The following is a 16033-nucleotide window of genomic DNA, read 5'->3' on the forward strand; positions in this document are numbered from 1 at the left end:
CTCTTTCTAAAAATGTCAATTGAAATGTACATGGTATTTCCTTCTTTTCTTTGTTACACTATAGTTGATTACATAGGAGAGGGGCCGTCTTCATGTCATTTACCTTTGAAATGTTAGAAGATAAAGTAGAGTTTTTTGAAGCGGGAGACTTAGCTTCTTTAGAACGAAAAATTAGTGAACAAATTGATAATAATAAAGCACTTATGCTTGAAGTTCATCACATCTCACATCAAATGGTTATGGATCCTGAAAGCAAAAGACCGTATTATAGCGCGGTTGTTCATTTTAAATTAAAGAAATTGCGTTAACAAAAAAGAGAAGCTCCTAAGGAGCCTCTCTTTTTTAGTTTAGAGTTTGAACAAGTACTGGTTTCCAGCCCTCATTGTCTACCCAATCAATATTTACATAATATCTTTTCCCACTTTGCTTATCTTGAACATCACCATAAGCTTTGCTCTTTCCAGTTTTGTCTCTTCCAACAAAATGGAATACTAATTGCTCTTTCGGTACTTCAACACCTGCAGCAATTGCACTTTGCATCTCATTCCAATCTGATGAACCCTGTTTAAACGTCATCGCTGGTGATGAACCTTGTTCTGTTCCTACAGCTTTCCAAGAAGGTTTTGTATACGCCTCTTTTGCCTTAGATACAGTTTTCTCAGCTGATACTTTCTCGTTAGCTTTCGCTTCTTCTTCAGCTTTTTTCTGTTCTTCTTCAGCCTTTAGCTTCTCTTCTTCAGCTTTTTTCTTAGCTTCTGCTTGCTCTTGTTCTTGTTCTTTTTTCTTAGCAGATTCTTTATCTTCTGATTTTCCAGCTTTCTCATTCTTTGTTGTTTGTTGAGAGACTTTCTTATCAGTAGAAGATGCTTGCTCTTTCGTACTAGGAACGAACAATTGATATGCTACAATAGCTACTAATAGTAATACAATAGCGATTGCAATATTTAAAACACCGTTTTGACGACGTTTTTGTTGTTTCTGTTGGAATCTTGATCCTCCTGCCATTCTCCAAACCTCCATGCAGTTTTTCCTAATTGCTATTGTAACATTAAATCTAGAAAGGTTGAACATTTACAATGATATTTTCATGAAATGAAGACATTTCACTATAAATTGCAAGATTACTTTTCATTCTCCAATTGATAGATTGCTCCTACCATATCTTTAAAAATAGGTGTAACTTTATTCACTTTGCTATCAGTCTCTAGATCAACAACAACTAAAGCATATCTTGGATTCTCATACGGAAAATAACCTGCAAACCAGCGATTCACCCTCGTCCCTTTCCCTGTTTGCGCTGTCCCGGATTTTCCAGCGACACTTAGTGGCAACGAACGGAATGCCGTTCCTGTTCCTTTCTCCCTTGTTACAACGCCTCTTAATAACTCTTGTAATGTTTTCACTGTTTCATACGAAAGCTGTTTTCCATTTAACGTATGGCTCTCAAATGTAAAAAAATCCGCTCCATTTTTATATACTATTTTTTCAACTGCTTTCACTTCCATCTTTTCTCCATTCCTTGCAATCGTCGCCATCATATTTGCAATTGCTAGAGGTGATATACGTACATCTTTCTGTCCAATTGCTGTTTGTTCTACCGCTTTTTTACTATTTTTATTTTCTTCATTCCCCCAAATAGTAGTACCCTTTTCTTCTGGCATTTGCTCAAAATGAGGTGTATGAAATACAGAACCTTTCCATCCAACCTTTTCATTTGCTCCTAAAGCTGCTACGTATGTTTCTAGCACCGTCTTATCCTTTTGTAATAGCTCGTTACCTAACTCGGAAAATGTCCTGTTACAGCTCCTAGCAAAGCTCTCTTTAAAGTTAAGTGTACCCATCCTAACTTGCGGGTCGTTTTCACCATATAAATCTTTATTACAGTTAAATGTCCGATTAAACAAATTTACTTTTTGATCAATGACTGCAGCTGCAACTACTGTTTTAAAAACAGAGCCTGGAAAATGTGGCGTTAACATTTGATTTTCAAGTGTAGTTTTATATAAATTCTCATCCCTTACTTGTAAAGACGGCTTACTAGCCATCGCTAATATTTCATTTGTCTTTACATCAAGTAATACTAGTCCCCCCTTCTTTATTTCGTTCGCTTCAATCACTTCTTCTGCTTTTTGCTGCAACTCTTTATGTAAAGTAGTTTGAATCCTAACTGGATAAAATGGATTTCCTGGTGAAGTGTATTTCGCTTGCTTTCCGAAAATTGGTTCTCCTTGCCGATCTACTTGATATAATACTTTTGCCTCTCCATCAGTCAATAGAAATTCATCAAATGATTGCTGTAATCCTGAAATACCTATCGGCGTTTGCTTTGAGATTCTTTTCAATTCTCCATATCGCTTTTGAAACTCCCTTTCGTTCTCCCCTACATCACCAATTAAATGATTTATCTCTCCAGTTTGTTTTAATCGCACTTCAGCTGCTACAATACCTAATACATGTAATTCATTTACCTTCTCCATCTGCTCTCGTGTCACTCGAAATGGAGCAGTTTCTCCTTGTAGTGTAAATGCATTTTTATTATTTTTCATTTGTCTTCTAATCTCTTGTCTCGACACACCAATGATATGCGCGATTTTCTCTAACATGTCATTTTTTATTTGTAAAAATGGAAAAATAATTAAAACAGGATATTTTTCCTCACCTATTTTTTTACCATTACGATCTATAAACTGCCCACGTCCATCGTCTACTGTAATGGATTGTGTGCGTTGCGTAACACTTTTTTCAATTAAATTTATTTTGCGATCAGTAAATGATTCTGTATCTATAATTTGAATTTGGATTAAACGACAAAGCAATACAAACATAACGCTCATAAAACAAATTAAAACAATTGTAATTCTCCGTTTTATTTTCATAAAAAACACCTCGTCTATTGTAGTTTAGACGAGGTACTATTTTATTTATACAATCTCCAAAACAAAAACAGATATTATATAAGGCTATTATTGTTTCTTTGGCTTCTCTAAAAATTTCATAAGAAGCGATCTAAATTCAGTTTCATTCACTCCAGTGTTTTTAGCAACTTCAATTACAGTGGTTGTTACATTAGCCGCTATTTTTAAATAATCCTTACTAAGATTATCCATTTCATTTCTTTTTTCTTTTGCATTCTCAACTGTTACAGAATCAATACAAGTAATCATCTTATCTACAATATGTAAATAATTATTTTGTGCATCTATTATTTTTTGAATATCATCTTTATTACTTACTTTCGATTGTTTTAAATATGTATATGCTTGATTCACTTCATCTTTTAAAATTTTATCATTATTCTTCGCCTGTTCTTGTAACATATTCTTCATATCATCTATTGTTTTTTGATCCATCGAATCTCGCAATAAATAATCTGGATTCCCAATTGCGTAATCATACTTAATCGTTACATCTTGAAATATTTTCATGACAATTGCTAATTGATACGCTACACCAAAATCATTAAATTCCTTTTTATCTTGTGGATTTTCTAAGGCTTTTGAACTCTCAGTTGCTTTAATATCCTTTTTTTCTTCTTGCTTCACTTTTTCTCCCTTTGATGATGTAGTTTCTTCATTCGTTCCGCATGCAGCAAGTCCTAATATGGAGATACTACAAACCAATCCTGTAAAGATTTTATGTTTCATAATTAGCCCCTTTTCCCTTTTAAAACCTATGGTCTCTAATTATGATATCAAAGCTTAAAGTGTTTTTTTGACATTTTTTGTCGAATCACTCTAAGGTTTACACAATTTTTTTCATTCTACAGAAAAAAAAGATTCTCCCGATAGGAGAATCTTTTTTTTATTTTACAGAGACAATCTCTACTTGCATTTCTCCGCCTGGTGTTTGGATTGTTACTTTCTCACCAATTTGCTTACCTAATAAGCTTTTTGCGATTGGAGAATCGTTAGAAATTCTTCCTTCGAATGGATCAGCTTCCGCGCTACCTACGATTGTATACGCTTCTTCATCTCCGTTTGGTAATTCTTTAAATGTTACTGTTTTACCTAATGTAACAACAGTAGATACTTCGCCAGTATCTTTAATGATAACTGCGTTACGAATCATATTTTCTAATTGTGTAATACGTCCTTCTACGAACGCTTGCTCATCTTTCGCTGCATCGTACTCAGAGTTCTCAGAAAGATCCCCGAAGCTACGTGCGATTTTAATACGTTCTACTACTTCTTTACGTCTTACTGTTTTTAATTGCTCAAGTTCGTTCTCTAGTTTTTGCTTACCCTCTTGCGTCATAGGGTATGTTTTTTCTGTTGACATATTTTCCACTCCTTTTATATACCAATCCCCCGAAAAAAAAGAGGAGTTCCATATGAAAACTCCTCCGCTTCCATTGTTAGCGGAGGTTTCTAGTACCCTTGCACTAGCGGAGTTGTCACATACAACCCCGTATTTCCAATTCTTCTTTATATAAAGAAGATATGTATGGAAAGTTGATATAAATATGCCCTCACCTATATATAGATGAGGTTGCATGTTTCATTGTATTCGATAAGAAGGGAAAAAATCCCTTCCTACCGTATATCTTTTACTATGCTATTACAAATTTACTTTTTGTTCAAGAATTGTTGCAATTTTTGTCACCATAATATCAATTGCAACGTGGTTTTGTCCACCTTCAGGGATAATAATATCCGCAAATTTCTTAGAAGGCTCAATAAATTGATTGTGCATTGGACGTACAACATTTACGTACTGATCAATAACTGAATCCATCGTACGACCGCGCTCTTTAATATCACGTTGCATGCGGCGCAGAATACGAAGGTCAGCATCCGTATCAACGAATAATTTAATGTCCATTAACTCGCAAAGACGTGGGTCTTCTAAAATAAGAATTCCTTCTAAAATAATTACATCTTTCGGCTCAACCGGAATAATTTCTTCTGAACGCGTATGCAATGTATAGTCATATACAGGCTTATCAATTTGCTCATATGCAAGCAACTGCTGCAAATGTTCAATTAACAGATCATTATCAAACGCAAGCGGATGATCATAATTTGTTTTTAAACGCTCTTCCATTGGTAAATGGCTTTGATCTTTGTAATAATAATCTTGCTCTAAGATTAAAATAGAATGACCTTTAAAATGGTCAAAAATCGCTTTCGTTACACTCGTTTTACCTGATCCCGAACCACCAGCAATTCCAATTACAACAGGCTTATTCGTCCCCATTCGACTATCACTCTTTCTTATTGAAGTATGCTTTTGCGCATCATATTATTCACATACACTCGTTGATCCACTTTGAATTTCACGATTTGCAACGGATGTCTCGCTGCATCTAATTCGTTTCCATCCTCATCCCAAATTTTCTCCACCGTTTGCGTAAAGTTTTCTATTTCTGGTCCAAAGAACTCCACTTCATGTCCTGGTTTGAAATGATTACGTTGCTCAATCGTTACGATGCCCGTTTCTTCATTATAATCTAACACTAAACCAGCAAAATCATACGTTGTTTTCTTACTATGATTTCCAAACATTTGCTCTTGATGTCCTGGAACCCCTTCAAAGAATGCAGGAGCTGTATCACGATTTGCACATTTATCAAGCTCATCTAACCATTCTTGTTTAAACTCAAAGTTATCTGGATCCGCACAATAAGCATCAATTACTTTACGATATACAGTTGCTACAGTCGCTACGTAATGGATTGATTTCATACGTCCTTCTACCTTTAAGCTATCGATTCCGATTTCAATCATTTTCGGAATTGATAAAATTAAATTTAAATCTTTTGGACTCATCGCAAAGTGAGCATCTCCTTCTTGGAATAGAGGAAGCTCTTTTGCATCTTTATGTTGTGATACTGTTTGAACTAAATCATAATCCCAGCGGCAAGATTGGCAACAACCACCACGATTAGAATCACGCGCTGTCATATGGTTACTTAATGTACATCTTCCTGAATATGCGATACACATTGCACCATGTACGAATGCTTCAATTTCAATATCCACTTTTTCTTTAATTTCTTTCATTTCTTCATAGCTTGCTTCACGAGCTAATACAAGGCGATGTAAACCTTCTTCTTTCCAATACTGTGCTGCTTTCCAGTTGGATAGTGATTGCTGTGTGCTTAAATGCACCTCAACAGAAGGCGCTACGCGTTTACAAGTCTCAATGATAAGCGGATCAGCAACGATAATTCCCGTTACGCCAGCTTTTTCAATCCCTTTTAAATATTCCTCTAGCCCGTCCATATTTTCATTATGTGCAAAGATATTTGTTGTTACGTATATTTTTGCTCCATACTTCTTTGCAAACTCAACGCCTTCTGCCATTTCTTCTAGCGTAAAGTTACCTGCATTCGAACGAAGACCAAATTCTTGTCCACCTAAATATACAGCATCTGCCCCGTAATGGATAGCTACTTTTAATTTTTCTAAGTTACCCGCAGGGATTAACAGTTCAGGTTTCTTCACAATAACACGTTTGCCATCGATCACTCGTGAAATTTCTTGTACAGTCATTTCCTACACCCTCCTCGTTTAGTAAACCGTTTCTTTAAAGAAGAATCCTGTATCTAACGGACGATTTACTGGTTGCATTTCTTCTATTTCTTTATATAGATCATCTTTCACGTCATAATATGCATCACGATCTTCTACGCATAAATCAATCGCTTGACGATATTTCTTCGTTACTTCAATAATGTATTCAGAGCTTTTTAGTACACCGTCGATTTTTAAGCTATCAACTTCAGCATCGATTAGTTCCTCTAATTCATCGATGAAACAAATGTCGTTCGGACTCATAATGTGAGTACCATTTTCATCTTCATAAATTGGATATTTATTGTTACGCTCTGGGTCATATAAGAACATATTCTCTTCATATTTTTTCTTTTCAATGTCAAGATTACGTCCTTGATACTCAAAGTAGTTTCCTACTAATGAACGCTTCGATTGGAACATACAAGTCATACCGTGAATTTGTACTTCCAGTTCCACTTCAGCATTTTCTTTTAAATCAACAATTTCATCTAAGCTAAGCTCACGAGCTAATACAGCACGCTTTGATCCTCTTTGTCCCCAGTAATTACAAGTGAACCAGTTTGTTGCTGTCGTTTCTGTATTCCAGTGCAACTGCATATTTGGTGCTACTTCACGAACAGCCATTAATACCGCTGGATCTCCGAAAACAATTGCATCTACATTTACTTCGTTTAAAAATGAAACGTAATCTGTTAATTCTTCTACTTTATCGTTGTGGAACATAGCGTTCATGGCTACGTATACTTTCACACCATTTTCATGTGCAATCTTCACAGCTTGTTTTACATCTTCACGTGAAAACTCCCCTGCTAAACGTAAACCAAACTTTTGCTCACCGATCATTACCGCATCTGCTCCTGCTTTCGCAAGTTGTTCGATATCCGCCACCGCTCTTGGCGTTACTAACAATTCAGGTTTCTTCATACCTTGGTCACCCTCTCTTTTTACTAACAGCTACTCCATCACCAATTGGGAAAATCGTTGTATCATATCCTTCATGGTTCATAAGCCACTCATTGTACGTCTTAATACGACGGATTAAACCACGTGTACGTCTGTTTTCAATTTTCTCTTTTGTCGTTACAAGACCGTGGTACATAACATTATCTGAAATAATTACGCCACCAGGATTTAATAACGGTTCATATAAGTCAAAAAAGCGACGATACTGTCCTTTTGCTGCATCAATAAAAATAACGTCAAATGTCCCGTGTTCTTTTACTTGTTCACCTGTCTCTAACGCATCACCGTAAATAACTGAAATACAATCTGTTACTGGGGAACGTTCTATATATTCAAGTGCTTTTTCATATCGCTCACGATTGCGCTCAACTGTCACAATACGTGAATTTGGAATAGCTTGCATCATACGAATACTAGAATAACCGATTGCTGTTCCAAGTTCTAAAATGCTTTTCGGTCCAATTAAACGTAAAAATTGCAGCATAAATTCCATTCCAAGTCGATCCATAATCGGCACATGATTTTCTGTTGCATATTCTTCCATTTCAAGAATTAATTTATCTTTCGGATCAATAAATGATAATAGGTACTCGTTAACTGCATCCTCCATAAATGGTCCTCCTTATTTACATGGAGAAGTGCCTCTATGACGTCTTTTCACACATAGAATGCAATAAAAATACAAGCCAGCTTTATCCTTAGCTTGTACGTCCCGTTTTGATATTAAAAACGATTCTTCTGCCAGTTTTTAACCCGATATATTTTACCACAAAAAAGAGGGATGTGCGACTTTTTTCGCTATCCCTCCCCATTTCACTATTTTTTCGTAATGTATTTTTGCTTTAATGCATTATGCTCTTCTAATGTTTTCGCATAGTACACTTCACCACTTGGTGCAGCTAAGAAATAATAATAATCTGTTTGCGCAGGTTCTAACGCAGCTTCTACTGAATGTTTACCAGAGTTTGCGATCGGCCCTACCGGTAATCCTTTTACAACATACGTATTGTACGGTGAGTTGACCTTTAAATCTTCGTATAATACACGTTGTTTATGCTTTCCAAGTGCATATAATACCGTTGGATCCGTTTGAAGCGGCATACCTTTTGCTAAACGATTATAAAAGACACTAGAGATCTTTTGACGATCTGTAAAACCAGTTGCCTCTTCTTCAATAAGTGAAGATAATGTTAAAAGCTGATGAACATCCCAATTCTTCGCTTTCATTTTCGCCTCATTTTGAACAATGATTGCATTTGTTTTCTCAAGCATTAGAATTACAATTTCTTCTAACGTCGTATCTTTCTTATAAAACGAATACGTTGCAGGATATAAATAACCTTCTAATGGGTATTTAATATTGCTATCAAAGATTTTATCCGTTAATAACTTCGGATACTTTTGCTGCATTTTTTGAATAAATGCTTTATCGTTTAATTGACGCGTAACATCATCTTTATTCCACTTTAGTTCTGTCGCAATCGTTTCTGCAATTTCAGTTACTTGCGCCCCTTCTTTAATCGTCACTTTATAAAGAGCTGGACGATGCACGTTGCCAGATGACATTTGTTCAATCACATCTTCAGCATTCATTGAAGGATTTAATAAATATGTACCTGCTTGTAAACTTTTCGATTTAGCCTTTGTATAAAAACTAAAAACTGTACCGTTTTTTACAGCGCCTTTTTCTTCTAAAATTTCTCCAATTTTACTTGTAGATGATCCTTTCGGAATTTCTACTTCAATCTCTTTTTTATTCCCGCTATCAACTGGTCCTAATGCGGATGAAATATACGCATAGACTGAACCACAAACTAAAAGCAGTGCAATAATCGAAAATAAAAAGATACGTCTACGCTTCTTTTTCACTTGATTCTCTATCAAAACATTTCCTCCTTACTTAATTGTAGACCGTATGTACACCTTTCTATACAGCACGATGTAAAAACGCAAAAAATTCACTTATCTTTTTTAATTGACACTTTATTTTTCTACAATCCGTCTCATTATACTACAAAGACTTACACAGTTTCGACAAAAAATCTTTCATTTTACATATAAATACAAAAAAAGATGGACTGTATGTCGTCCATCTTTTCAGTACTTATTATTCAGCTTCTTGCTCATCAGCTAGAGTGTTGAACATTTCTTGTACCATTTCCCACTCTTCTTCAGATTCGATTGGAAGTAAAGTTCCGCCCTCTTCTTCATTTTGCTCATAAGCCATTGCATCATAAATTTGGTCTCCATCTTCGTCTACTTCACCGATTGGAGAGAAGACTACGTATGATTTTTTTCCAAATTTTTCAGCGTCAAAAGTGAAAATAATTTCACATAAATGTTCGTTACCTTTTTCGTCTACAATTGTAATTTGATTTTCTTCCATTTTGGTCACCTCTTATTTACTATCTAAAAATCCTTGTAAGATTACGACTGCAGCCATCTTATCAATTACTTGCTTTCGCTTCTTACGGCTTACATCGGCTGAAATGAGCAGACGTTCCGCTGCCATTGTTGACAAACGCTCGTCCCACATTACAACGTCTAATTGTAACAGCTCTCGTAGGTTTTCTGCAAATTGTTGGCACGCTTCACCACGCGGGCCAATTGTACCATTCATATTTTTAGGTAAACCTACTACTATCTTGTCCACATTGTACTGCTTTACTAACTCAGAAATACGATCAAAACCAAAGTGACCTCGTTCTTCGTTAATCTTAATTGTTTCTAATCCTTGTGCTGTCCAGCCCATTTCGTCGCTAATTGCAACTCCGACTGTTTTTGTACCTACATCTAAACCTAATATCCGCATAAACTACTCCTCACGATGATGTTTCAAGTAAGACTTCACAAGCTCTTCAATTAACTCATCACGTTCAAGCTTGCGAATGATGCTACGTGCATCTTTATGGCGAGGTATGTATGCTGGGTCTCCACTTAATAAATAACCGACGATTTGGTTAATCGGATTATAGCCTTTTTCTTGAAGTGCATCATACACAGTTAAAAGTACATCATTTACATGGACACTCTGTTTTTCATCTTGAATGCTAAACTTCATTGTTTTATCAAAACCGTCCATTTCAAGCACCTCACTTATATAGTAAGTATAGGGAGAAGAACTTCTCCTCTCCCTACCATTGTACACTACTATCTCTTTATTTTGAAACAGATTTAACGTACTCTTGTACAAATGCTAAAGCTTCTTCGACTTGAGCTGGGTTTTTACCCCCTGCTTGTGCCATATCAGGACGGCCGCCACCGCCACCGCCGCAACGAGAAGCTACTTCTTTCACAAGTTTACCAGCATGGTAACCTTGGCTAATTAAGTCTTTCGTTACACCTGCTAGGATATTTACTTTATCGTCATTAACAGACGCTAATACAACAACTGCTGACTCTAATTTATTTTTCAAGTCATCCATCATCGTACGTAAGTTGTTCATATCTGCAACATTTACTTTCGCTGCTAATACATTCACACCATCAACTGTCATTACAGAATCAGTTAAGTTTCCAGCTTCGATATTGCTTAATTTCGCAGCAAGAGATTCATTTTCTTTTTGCAGTTGTTTCACTTCAGCAAATAGACCATCAACTCTTGTTAAAATATCTTTCGGATTTGTTTTCATTTTTCCTGCTGCTTCTTTTAATAAACCTACTTGATCGTTCATTAATTCGTATGCAGACTTACCAGTTACTGCTTCAATACGACGAGTTCCTGCACCGATACCAGACTCAGCAACGATTTTGAAAATACCGATAGAAGCTGTATTTTCAACGTGACAACCACCACAAAGCTCTAAGCTGTAATCGCCAACTTGTACAACGCGTACAACATCTCCGTACTTTTCACCGAATAATGCCATTGCGCCCATTTCTTTCGCTTCTTCGATTGCTTTTTGAGAAATCTCAACATCAATACTTTCCCAAATTTTCTCGTTTACCATACGCTCAATTTTTTCTAATTCGTCAGCTTGTACTTGACCGAAGTGAGAGAAGTCAAAGCGTAGACGTTCAGAAGTTACAAGAGAACCTGCTTGGTTAACGTGTGTTCCAAGTACGTCTTTTAATGCTTGGTGTAGTAAATGAGTTGCTGTATGATTTTTTACAACGCTACTACGGTTTTTCGTATCGATAATAGCTTTTACAGCCGCATCTTTCGTTAATGTACCTTCTTCAACAACAACTTTATGCAAGTTTTGGCCGTTTGGTGCTTTTTGTACGTCTTTTACAAGAACTTTCACACCATCTGCAAGAAGGTAACCACGGTCTGCAATTTGTCCACCGCTCTCAGCATAGAATGGTGTTACATCAAGAATTAACTGTCCTTCTTCACCAGCTTGTAAGCTGTCTGTGTATTCGCCATTTTTCACAAGTGCAACAACGTTACTTTCTGTTGCAACTGTACCGTAACCAACGAATTCGCTCGCTACTTTAATTTCTCCAAGGACACCACCTTGAACTTGCATAGAATCAACGTCTTGACGAGCAGCACGTGCACGCTCACGTTGTTTTTCCATTTCATTTTCAAAGCCTTCATGATCAACTGTCATGCCAGCTTCTTCTGCATATTCTTCTGTTAATTCAATTGGGAAACCGTATGTGTCATATAGACGGAACGCATCTACTCCAGAAATAACAGTTGTTTTTTCTTCTTTTGCTTTTGCAATTACTTCAGCTAAAATTGCTTCACCATCATGAAGTGTTTCGTGGAAACGCTCTTCTTCATTCTTCACAACTTTTGCGATGAAATCTTTCTTTTCAAGTACTTCTGGATAGAAGTCTTTCATTACTTCTCCAACAACCGGTACTAATTCAAACATGAACGGACGGTTGATGTTTAATTTCTTAGAGTAACGAACAGCACGGCGTAATAAACGACGTAATACATAACCACGGCCTTCGTTAGATGGAAGAGCGCCGTCACCAACAGCGAATGTTACTGTACGGATATGGTCAGCGATTACTTTAAATGCCATATCTTTTTCTAAGTCACCATTACGATATTTCTCGCCTGAGATTGTTTCTGTTGCACCAATCATTGGCATGAATAAGTCTGTGTCAAAGTTTGTAGGTACATCTTGAACGATAGATGTCATACGCTCTAGACCCATCCCTGTATCGATGTTTTTCTTAGGAAGTGGTGTATATGAACCATCTGGATTATGATTAAATTGAGAGAATACAAGGTTCCATACTTCTAAGTAACGCTCGTTTTCTCCGCCTGGATATAATTCTGGGTCACTAAAGTCATTACCGTAAGCTTCTCCGCGATCATAGAAAATCTCTGTATTTGGTCCACTTGGTCCTTCACCGATATCCCAGAAGTTTTCTTCTAAACGGATGATGCGCTCTTTTGGAACGCCCATTTTCTCATTCCAAATTGTGAATGCTTCTTCATCTTCTGGATGGATTGTAACTGATAGTAATTCTTTATCGAATCCGATCCATTTGTCGCTCGTTAAGAATTCCCAAGCCCATGTAATTGCTTCTTCTTTGAAGTAATCACCAATTGAGAAATTTCCTAACATTTCAAAGAATGTATGGTGACGAGCTGTTTTCCCTACGTTTTCAATATCGTTTGTACGAATTGATTTTTGAGCATTTGTAATACGTGGATTTTGTGGGATTACACGTCCATCAAAATATTTTTTTAATGTAGCTACACCACTATTAATCCATAGAAGAGATGGATCTTCATGCGGAACTAGTGATGCACTAGGTTCTACTGCATGTCCTTTTTCTTGGAAAAAGTCTAAAAACATTTGACGAATTTGTGCGCCTGTTAGTTGTTTCATTGTATTTTCCTCCTTAAATATAAAAAACTCCCGTCCCTATAAAAGGGACGAGAGTTAACTCGCGATACCACCCTAATTATGAATTGATTACAATAACAATCAATTCATCACCTCATGGTGCCGTAACGTGGCAAGACGGCAGTGATTAGTTGCTCTCAGGATTAGCTTTCTGTTACCCTTCATTTAAAGCTTCTTTCAGCCATATGGAAGCTTCTCTCTATAAATGGACTGTAACGTACTTGTTCCGTCATTGATTTAATGTATTATATGACTAAATATAATAGAATTCTCTTAAGTTTGTCAATGTAGATAATCATTTATATTGGATTAATTACTTATTAATCATAAGTATTCTACTATTCATTCTTAACAGCCTTTTCATATAGTATGCATTTATTAATAAATCGGAATCTCCTTATAAGAATAATTTATAAAAAATTCTAAATATTACTTTTTTTGTTATAATTAAATTATTGTTAATAAAATAAAGGAGCGATCACAATGACAACCTTACTTAGCAAAGCTAAAAACATATTAGCGACTGACGAAACGATATTATTTTACGCAGCATGTTCATTAGACATATTTATTTATCGTTCCGTCGCAAGGCCAGGAATGCTAATTTTAACGAACAAAAGGCTATTCTTTTATGGGCCAGATGTAAGTAAGAATCCAATATTTGAAGAGTACTCTTTCGCAAAAATTTCTAATCTAAAAGAACAAAAGCGGCTTTTCAACAATCAAATTGTATTTATGTATGATAACGAATGGAAAAAAATAAAACATATTCAAACAAATGATGTGAGCTCCCTCGTTCAAAAGATACACGAGCAGCTTTCTAAATAAATATATGATTAGCCCTCTATTTCTTACATAGAGGGCTTCTATACTTACACATCTTCTTTTTTCAAGAGCGGTCTCACATGAACAATGACAGTGCGAATAACTGCTAAAATCGGAACCGATATTAGCAATCCTACAATCCCAGCTACCTCTCCCCCAACTAGTAAGGCAAGCATAATAATAACGGGATGCATACGAAGTGACTTACCAACGATGTAAGGCGATAAAATGTTACTCTCCACAAATTGCAAAATCGCAATTGTGATCCCCGCCTTAATAAGTAAACTCGTTGATACTGTTGCTGCAATCATTAACGTCGGGATTGCTCCTAAAATAGGACCGAAGTACGGGATTATATCCGTTACCCCAATAATAATGCCAAGCAATAATGGATATTTCATACCGATAAACCAAAAAGAAAGAGCTGATACTCCCCCTAATACTAAACAAACAAATAACTGTCCTCGAATATAACTTCCAAGTGATTTATCAATTTCTTTCGCAAGCATTTGCCCCGTACCTCGCCATTTACTTGGGACTAGTTTCCAAAAGATATGATAAAACTCACCATAATCTTTTAATATGTAAAATACAATGAACGGTATTAAGAAAATAATGAGCAATGAATCGAGTACACCACGAGCTGTACTCATCACTTTATTTAAAAGCGCTTGAATCTTCGTTTCCACACCCACAAAAAGTTGTTTCACCTTTTCATGAATGAACGAAGGGAAATTCGCCGTTTGTTCTGTAACGCCATCCATCCACGAATCGTACATTTTTGTAAACTGCGGAAATTGTTCATTAATCTCTTGTAACTGTTTAATAACGACTGGTGTTCCTTTATAAATCCCATAACCAATTCCGCCAAAGAAAAGGATATAAATGAGCAAAATGGCAAGTGTACGGGGCATCCCTTCCTTATGAATTTTTTCAATTAAAGGGTGCAATAAATACGCAATAAAACACGCGATAAGAAATGGCGTGATTGCTACTTTAAATACAAAAATAATCGGTGCCCATAGCGGCTTAATTTTTAAAAAGACGAGCAGACAAAGAAAAACAAGTAACAATAATCCTAAACGATATATCCAAATGATTTTAAGATTCTTCACATGAAAAACCTCCTCCACCTTTATTTTGAAAATAAATGGGGTAGGTTATGTGCGAAACTTTTAAAATCTTTTCATACGGACCATACTGTTTTTTAAAGACGTACATATAAATAACATAACAAGGACAACCACCCCTGAGAATACAGCATGAATTAATATAATCAGGAGGGCTAATTATGGTTTTGTTTATGCTTGGATTATCAGCACTTTTTATGATTCTTGAATGGATTTGTATCGGGTTCGGTATTTGGAAGGGGTTCTTTATTCATTCCTCACGTAAAGAAAAAGCGAAGCAATTATGGCAGTATGGAATACTTGGCGTTGGCTGCTACGGTCTATCTTATCTTTTCTCAGAGATCGGACTTTTTTATTTACATATGGGTGCATAAAAAAACTCCCTTGTCTACAAGGGAGTTTTTCACTTTATCGAAATGATTATAAGTAAGACTTAATCATCTTACGTGCTTTTTTCATATTGCGTTTTGAAAATACATCTTGCTTACGAGCATATTGATATGCTGCAGCTCCAACACCTAATGCGATTAATGAATTGCGTAGATTCAAAGTAAATCCCCCTTTTCGTTATCCGATCGTTCTTTCATTCTCATCAAATAAATCATCAAGAGAGCTTAGTGAACCATCTTCCTCAACTTGATGCGTATGGATTTTCCCCTTTGAAACCGATAATTCGATATAACAATTCCAGCAATAAAATTGGTTGACACCTATTTTTCCAATGTCTTTCCCTTTGCAATTTGGACAAATAAACATATGGCTTTCATCTCCTTACAGT

19 protein-coding genes and 1 other annotated feature are annotated in these 16033 nt (G+C 36.0%); of the genes, 3 read left to right on the forward strand and 16 right to left on the reverse strand.

Going from position 1 to position 16033, the window contains the following annotated elements:
- The first annotated feature begins 92 nt into the window (after positions 1 to 92).
- A complete protein-coding gene (locus N2V80_RS21895; protein WP_000010984.1) occupies positions 93 to 308 on the forward strand; it encodes a YrzA family protein in 216 nt (71 codons plus the stop codon).
- Between the two features lie 34 nt (positions 309 to 342).
- Here the strand turns inward: N2V80_RS21895 and N2V80_RS21900 are convergent, their stop codons facing one another.
- From N2V80_RS21900 to alaS, 13 genes are all read right to left on the reverse strand, one after another.
- Positions 343 to 1005: a YrrS family protein gene (locus N2V80_RS21900; RefSeq protein WP_061654491.1), complete on the reverse strand. Its 663-nt coding sequence runs from the start codon at positions 1003 to 1005 to the stop codon at positions 343 to 345.
- Positions 1006 to 1121: 116 nt separating this feature from the next.
- Positions 1122 to 2876, reverse strand: a complete 1755-nt coding sequence (locus N2V80_RS21905) for a peptidoglycan D,D-transpeptidase FtsI family protein (RefSeq protein WP_000695155.1) — start codon at positions 2874 to 2876, stop codon at positions 1122 to 1124.
- Positions 2877 to 2963: 87 nt separating this feature from the next.
- On the reverse strand, positions 2964 to 3644 hold the full coding sequence (locus N2V80_RS21910; protein ID WP_061654492.1) for a hypothetical protein: 681 nt from the start codon (positions 3642 to 3644) through the stop codon (positions 2964 to 2966).
- 157 nt (positions 3645 to 3801) lie between these two features.
- Positions 3802 to 4278 carry a transcription elongation factor GreA gene (gene greA / locus N2V80_RS21915; protein ID WP_000102591.1) on the reverse strand — a complete coding sequence of 159 codons (477 nt, stop codon included), beginning with the start codon at positions 4276 to 4278 and terminating at the stop codon, positions 3802 to 3804.
- A 279-nt stretch (positions 4279 to 4557) separates the two neighbouring features.
- Complete coding sequence (udk, locus tag N2V80_RS21920) at positions 4558 to 5196, reverse strand: uridine kinase (protein ID WP_000537078.1); 639 nt, start codon at positions 5194 to 5196, stop codon at positions 4558 to 4560.
- 17 nt (positions 5197 to 5213) lie between these two features.
- Positions 5214 to 6494, reverse strand: coding sequence for a peptidase U32 family protein (locus N2V80_RS21925; protein ID WP_000217974.1), 1281 nt, complete (start codon positions 6492 to 6494; stop codon positions 5214 to 5216).
- 18 nt (positions 6495 to 6512) lie between these two features.
- Positions 6513 to 7442 carry a peptidase U32 family protein gene (locus N2V80_RS21930; protein WP_000742807.1) on the reverse strand — a complete coding sequence of 310 codons (930 nt, stop codon included), beginning with the start codon at positions 7440 to 7442 and terminating at the stop codon, positions 6513 to 6515.
- Positions 7443 to 7449: 7 nt separating this feature from the next.
- Positions 7450 to 8091: an O-methyltransferase gene (locus N2V80_RS21935; RefSeq protein ID WP_016118654.1), complete on the reverse strand. Its 642-nt coding sequence runs from the start codon at positions 8089 to 8091 to the stop codon at positions 7450 to 7452.
- A 206-nt stretch (positions 8092 to 8297) separates the two neighbouring features.
- Positions 8298 to 9365: an endolytic transglycosylase MltG gene (mltG, locus tag N2V80_RS21940; protein WP_061654493.1), complete on the reverse strand. Its 1068-nt coding sequence runs from the start codon at positions 9363 to 9365 to the stop codon at positions 8298 to 8300.
- 223 nt (positions 9366 to 9588) lie between these two features.
- Positions 9589 to 9867 carry a DUF1292 domain-containing protein gene (locus N2V80_RS21945; RefSeq protein ID WP_000392247.1) on the reverse strand — a complete coding sequence of 93 codons (279 nt, stop codon included), beginning with the start codon at positions 9865 to 9867 and terminating at the stop codon, positions 9589 to 9591.
- A 12-nt stretch (positions 9868 to 9879) separates the two neighbouring features.
- A complete protein-coding gene (ruvX, locus tag N2V80_RS21950) occupies positions 9880 to 10293 on the reverse strand; it encodes a Holliday junction resolvase RuvX (protein WP_001221193.1) in 414 nt (137 codons plus the stop codon).
- 3 nt (positions 10294 to 10296) lie between these two features.
- Positions 10297 to 10563 carry an IreB family regulatory phosphoprotein gene (locus tag N2V80_RS21955; RefSeq protein WP_000348590.1) on the reverse strand — a complete coding sequence of 89 codons (267 nt, stop codon included), beginning with the start codon at positions 10561 to 10563 and terminating at the stop codon, positions 10297 to 10299.
- 76 nt (positions 10564 to 10639) lie between these two features.
- Positions 10640 to 13282: an alanine--tRNA ligase gene (gene alaS, locus N2V80_RS21960; protein WP_025709763.1), complete on the reverse strand. Its 2643-nt coding sequence runs from the start codon at positions 13280 to 13282 to the stop codon at positions 10640 to 10642.
- A 40-nt stretch (positions 13283 to 13322) separates the two neighbouring features.
- Positions 13323 to 13542 (reverse strand) — a binding site (T-box leader).
- A 241-nt stretch (positions 13543 to 13783) separates the two neighbouring features.
- Between alaS and N2V80_RS21965 the strand changes: the two genes are divergently transcribed.
- Entirely contained in the window at positions 13784 to 14128 is a 345-nt protein-coding gene (locus N2V80_RS21965) for a PH domain-containing protein (RefSeq protein WP_000209584.1), read from the forward strand.
- A gap of 44 nt (positions 14129 to 14172) precedes the next feature.
- Here the strand turns inward: N2V80_RS21965 and N2V80_RS21970 are convergent, their stop codons facing one another.
- A complete protein-coding gene (locus N2V80_RS21970) occupies positions 14173 to 15240 on the reverse strand; it encodes an AI-2E family transporter (RefSeq protein ID WP_000793128.1) in 1068 nt (355 codons plus the stop codon).
- 176 nt (positions 15241 to 15416) lie between these two features.
- On the opposite strand from N2V80_RS21970, the gene N2V80_RS21975 reads away from it, so the two are divergent.
- Positions 15417 to 15629: a hypothetical protein gene (locus tag N2V80_RS21975; protein WP_000242535.1), complete on the forward strand. Its 213-nt coding sequence runs from the start codon at positions 15417 to 15419 to the stop codon at positions 15627 to 15629.
- A 46-nt stretch (positions 15630 to 15675) separates the two neighbouring features.
- On the opposite strand, the gene N2V80_RS21980 is transcribed toward N2V80_RS21975, so the two are convergent.
- Positions 15676 to 15804: a YrzQ family protein gene (locus N2V80_RS21980; RefSeq protein ID WP_001053553.1), complete on the reverse strand. Its 129-nt coding sequence runs from the start codon at positions 15802 to 15804 to the stop codon at positions 15676 to 15678.
- Between the two features lie 18 nt (positions 15805 to 15822).
- Positions 15823 to 16011 (reverse strand): hypothetical protein, encoded by a 189-nt coding sequence (locus N2V80_RS21985; RefSeq protein WP_000469281.1) that lies wholly within the window; start codon positions 16009 to 16011, stop codon positions 15823 to 15825.
- Between the last annotated feature and the right edge of the window lie 22 nt (positions 16012 to 16033).

The sequence above is a fragment of the Bacillus sp. FSL W8-0640 genome (genome assembly GCF_038007725.1).
GTDB classification, from domain to species: Bacteria; Bacillota; Bacilli; order Bacillales; family Bacillaceae_G; genus Bacillus_A; species Bacillus_A cereus.

What these genes read in the sequence shown, in the direction of transcription:
- N2V80_RS21895 (WP_000010984.1), top strand. Translation starts at nt 93, where the DNA reads ATGTCATTTACCTTTGAAATGTTAGAAGATAAAGTAGAGTTTTTTGAA.
- N2V80_RS21900 (WP_061654491.1), bottom strand. Translation starts at nt 1,005, where the DNA reads ATGGCAGGAGGATCAAGATTCCAACAGAAACAACAAAAACGTCGTCAA.
- N2V80_RS21905 (WP_000695155.1), bottom strand. Translation starts at nt 2,876, where the DNA reads ATGAAAATAAAACGGAGAATTACAATTGTTTTAATTTGTTTTATGAGC.
- N2V80_RS21910 (WP_061654492.1), bottom strand. Translation starts at nt 3,644, where the DNA reads ATGAAACATAAAATCTTTACAGGATTGGTTTGTAGTATCTCCATATTA.
- greA (WP_000102591.1), bottom strand. Translation starts at nt 4,278, where the DNA reads ATGTCAACAGAAAAAACATACCCTATGACGCAAGAGGGTAAGCAAAAA.
- udk (WP_000537078.1), bottom strand. Translation starts at nt 5,196, where the DNA reads ATGGGGACGAATAAGCCTGTTGTAATTGGAATTGCTGGTGGTTCGGGA.
- N2V80_RS21925 (WP_000217974.1), bottom strand. Translation starts at nt 6,494, where the DNA reads ATGACTGTACAAGAAATTTCACGAGTGATCGATGGCAAACGTGTTATT.
- N2V80_RS21930 (WP_000742807.1), bottom strand. Translation starts at nt 7,442, where the DNA reads ATGAAGAAACCTGAATTGTTAGTAACGCCAAGAGCGGTGGCGGATATC.
- N2V80_RS21935 (WP_016118654.1), bottom strand. Translation starts at nt 8,091, where the DNA reads ATGGAGGATGCAGTTAACGAGTACCTATTATCATTTATTGATCCGAAA.
- N2V80_RS21945 (WP_000392247.1), bottom strand. Translation starts at nt 9,867, where the DNA reads ATGGAAGAAAATCAAATTACAATTGTAGACGAAAAAGGTAACGAACAT.
- ruvX (WP_001221193.1), bottom strand. Translation starts at nt 10,293, where the DNA reads ATGCGGATATTAGGTTTAGATGTAGGTACAAAAACAGTCGGAGTTGCA.
- N2V80_RS21955 (WP_000348590.1), bottom strand. Translation starts at nt 10,563, where the DNA reads ATGGACGGTTTTGATAAAACAATGAAGTTTAGCATTCAAGATGAAAAA.
- alaS (WP_025709763.1), bottom strand. Translation starts at nt 13,282, where the DNA reads ATGAAACAACTAACAGGCGCACAAATTCGTCAAATGTTTTTAGACTTT.
- N2V80_RS21965 (WP_000209584.1), top strand. Translation starts at nt 13,784, where the DNA reads ATGACAACCTTACTTAGCAAAGCTAAAAACATATTAGCGACTGACGAA.
- N2V80_RS21975 (WP_000242535.1), top strand. Translation starts at nt 15,417, where the DNA reads ATGGTTTTGTTTATGCTTGGATTATCAGCACTTTTTATGATTCTTGAA.
- N2V80_RS21985 (WP_000469281.1), bottom strand. Translation starts at nt 16,011, where the DNA reads ATGTTTATTTGTCCAAATTGCAAAGGGAAAGACATTGGAAAAATAGGT.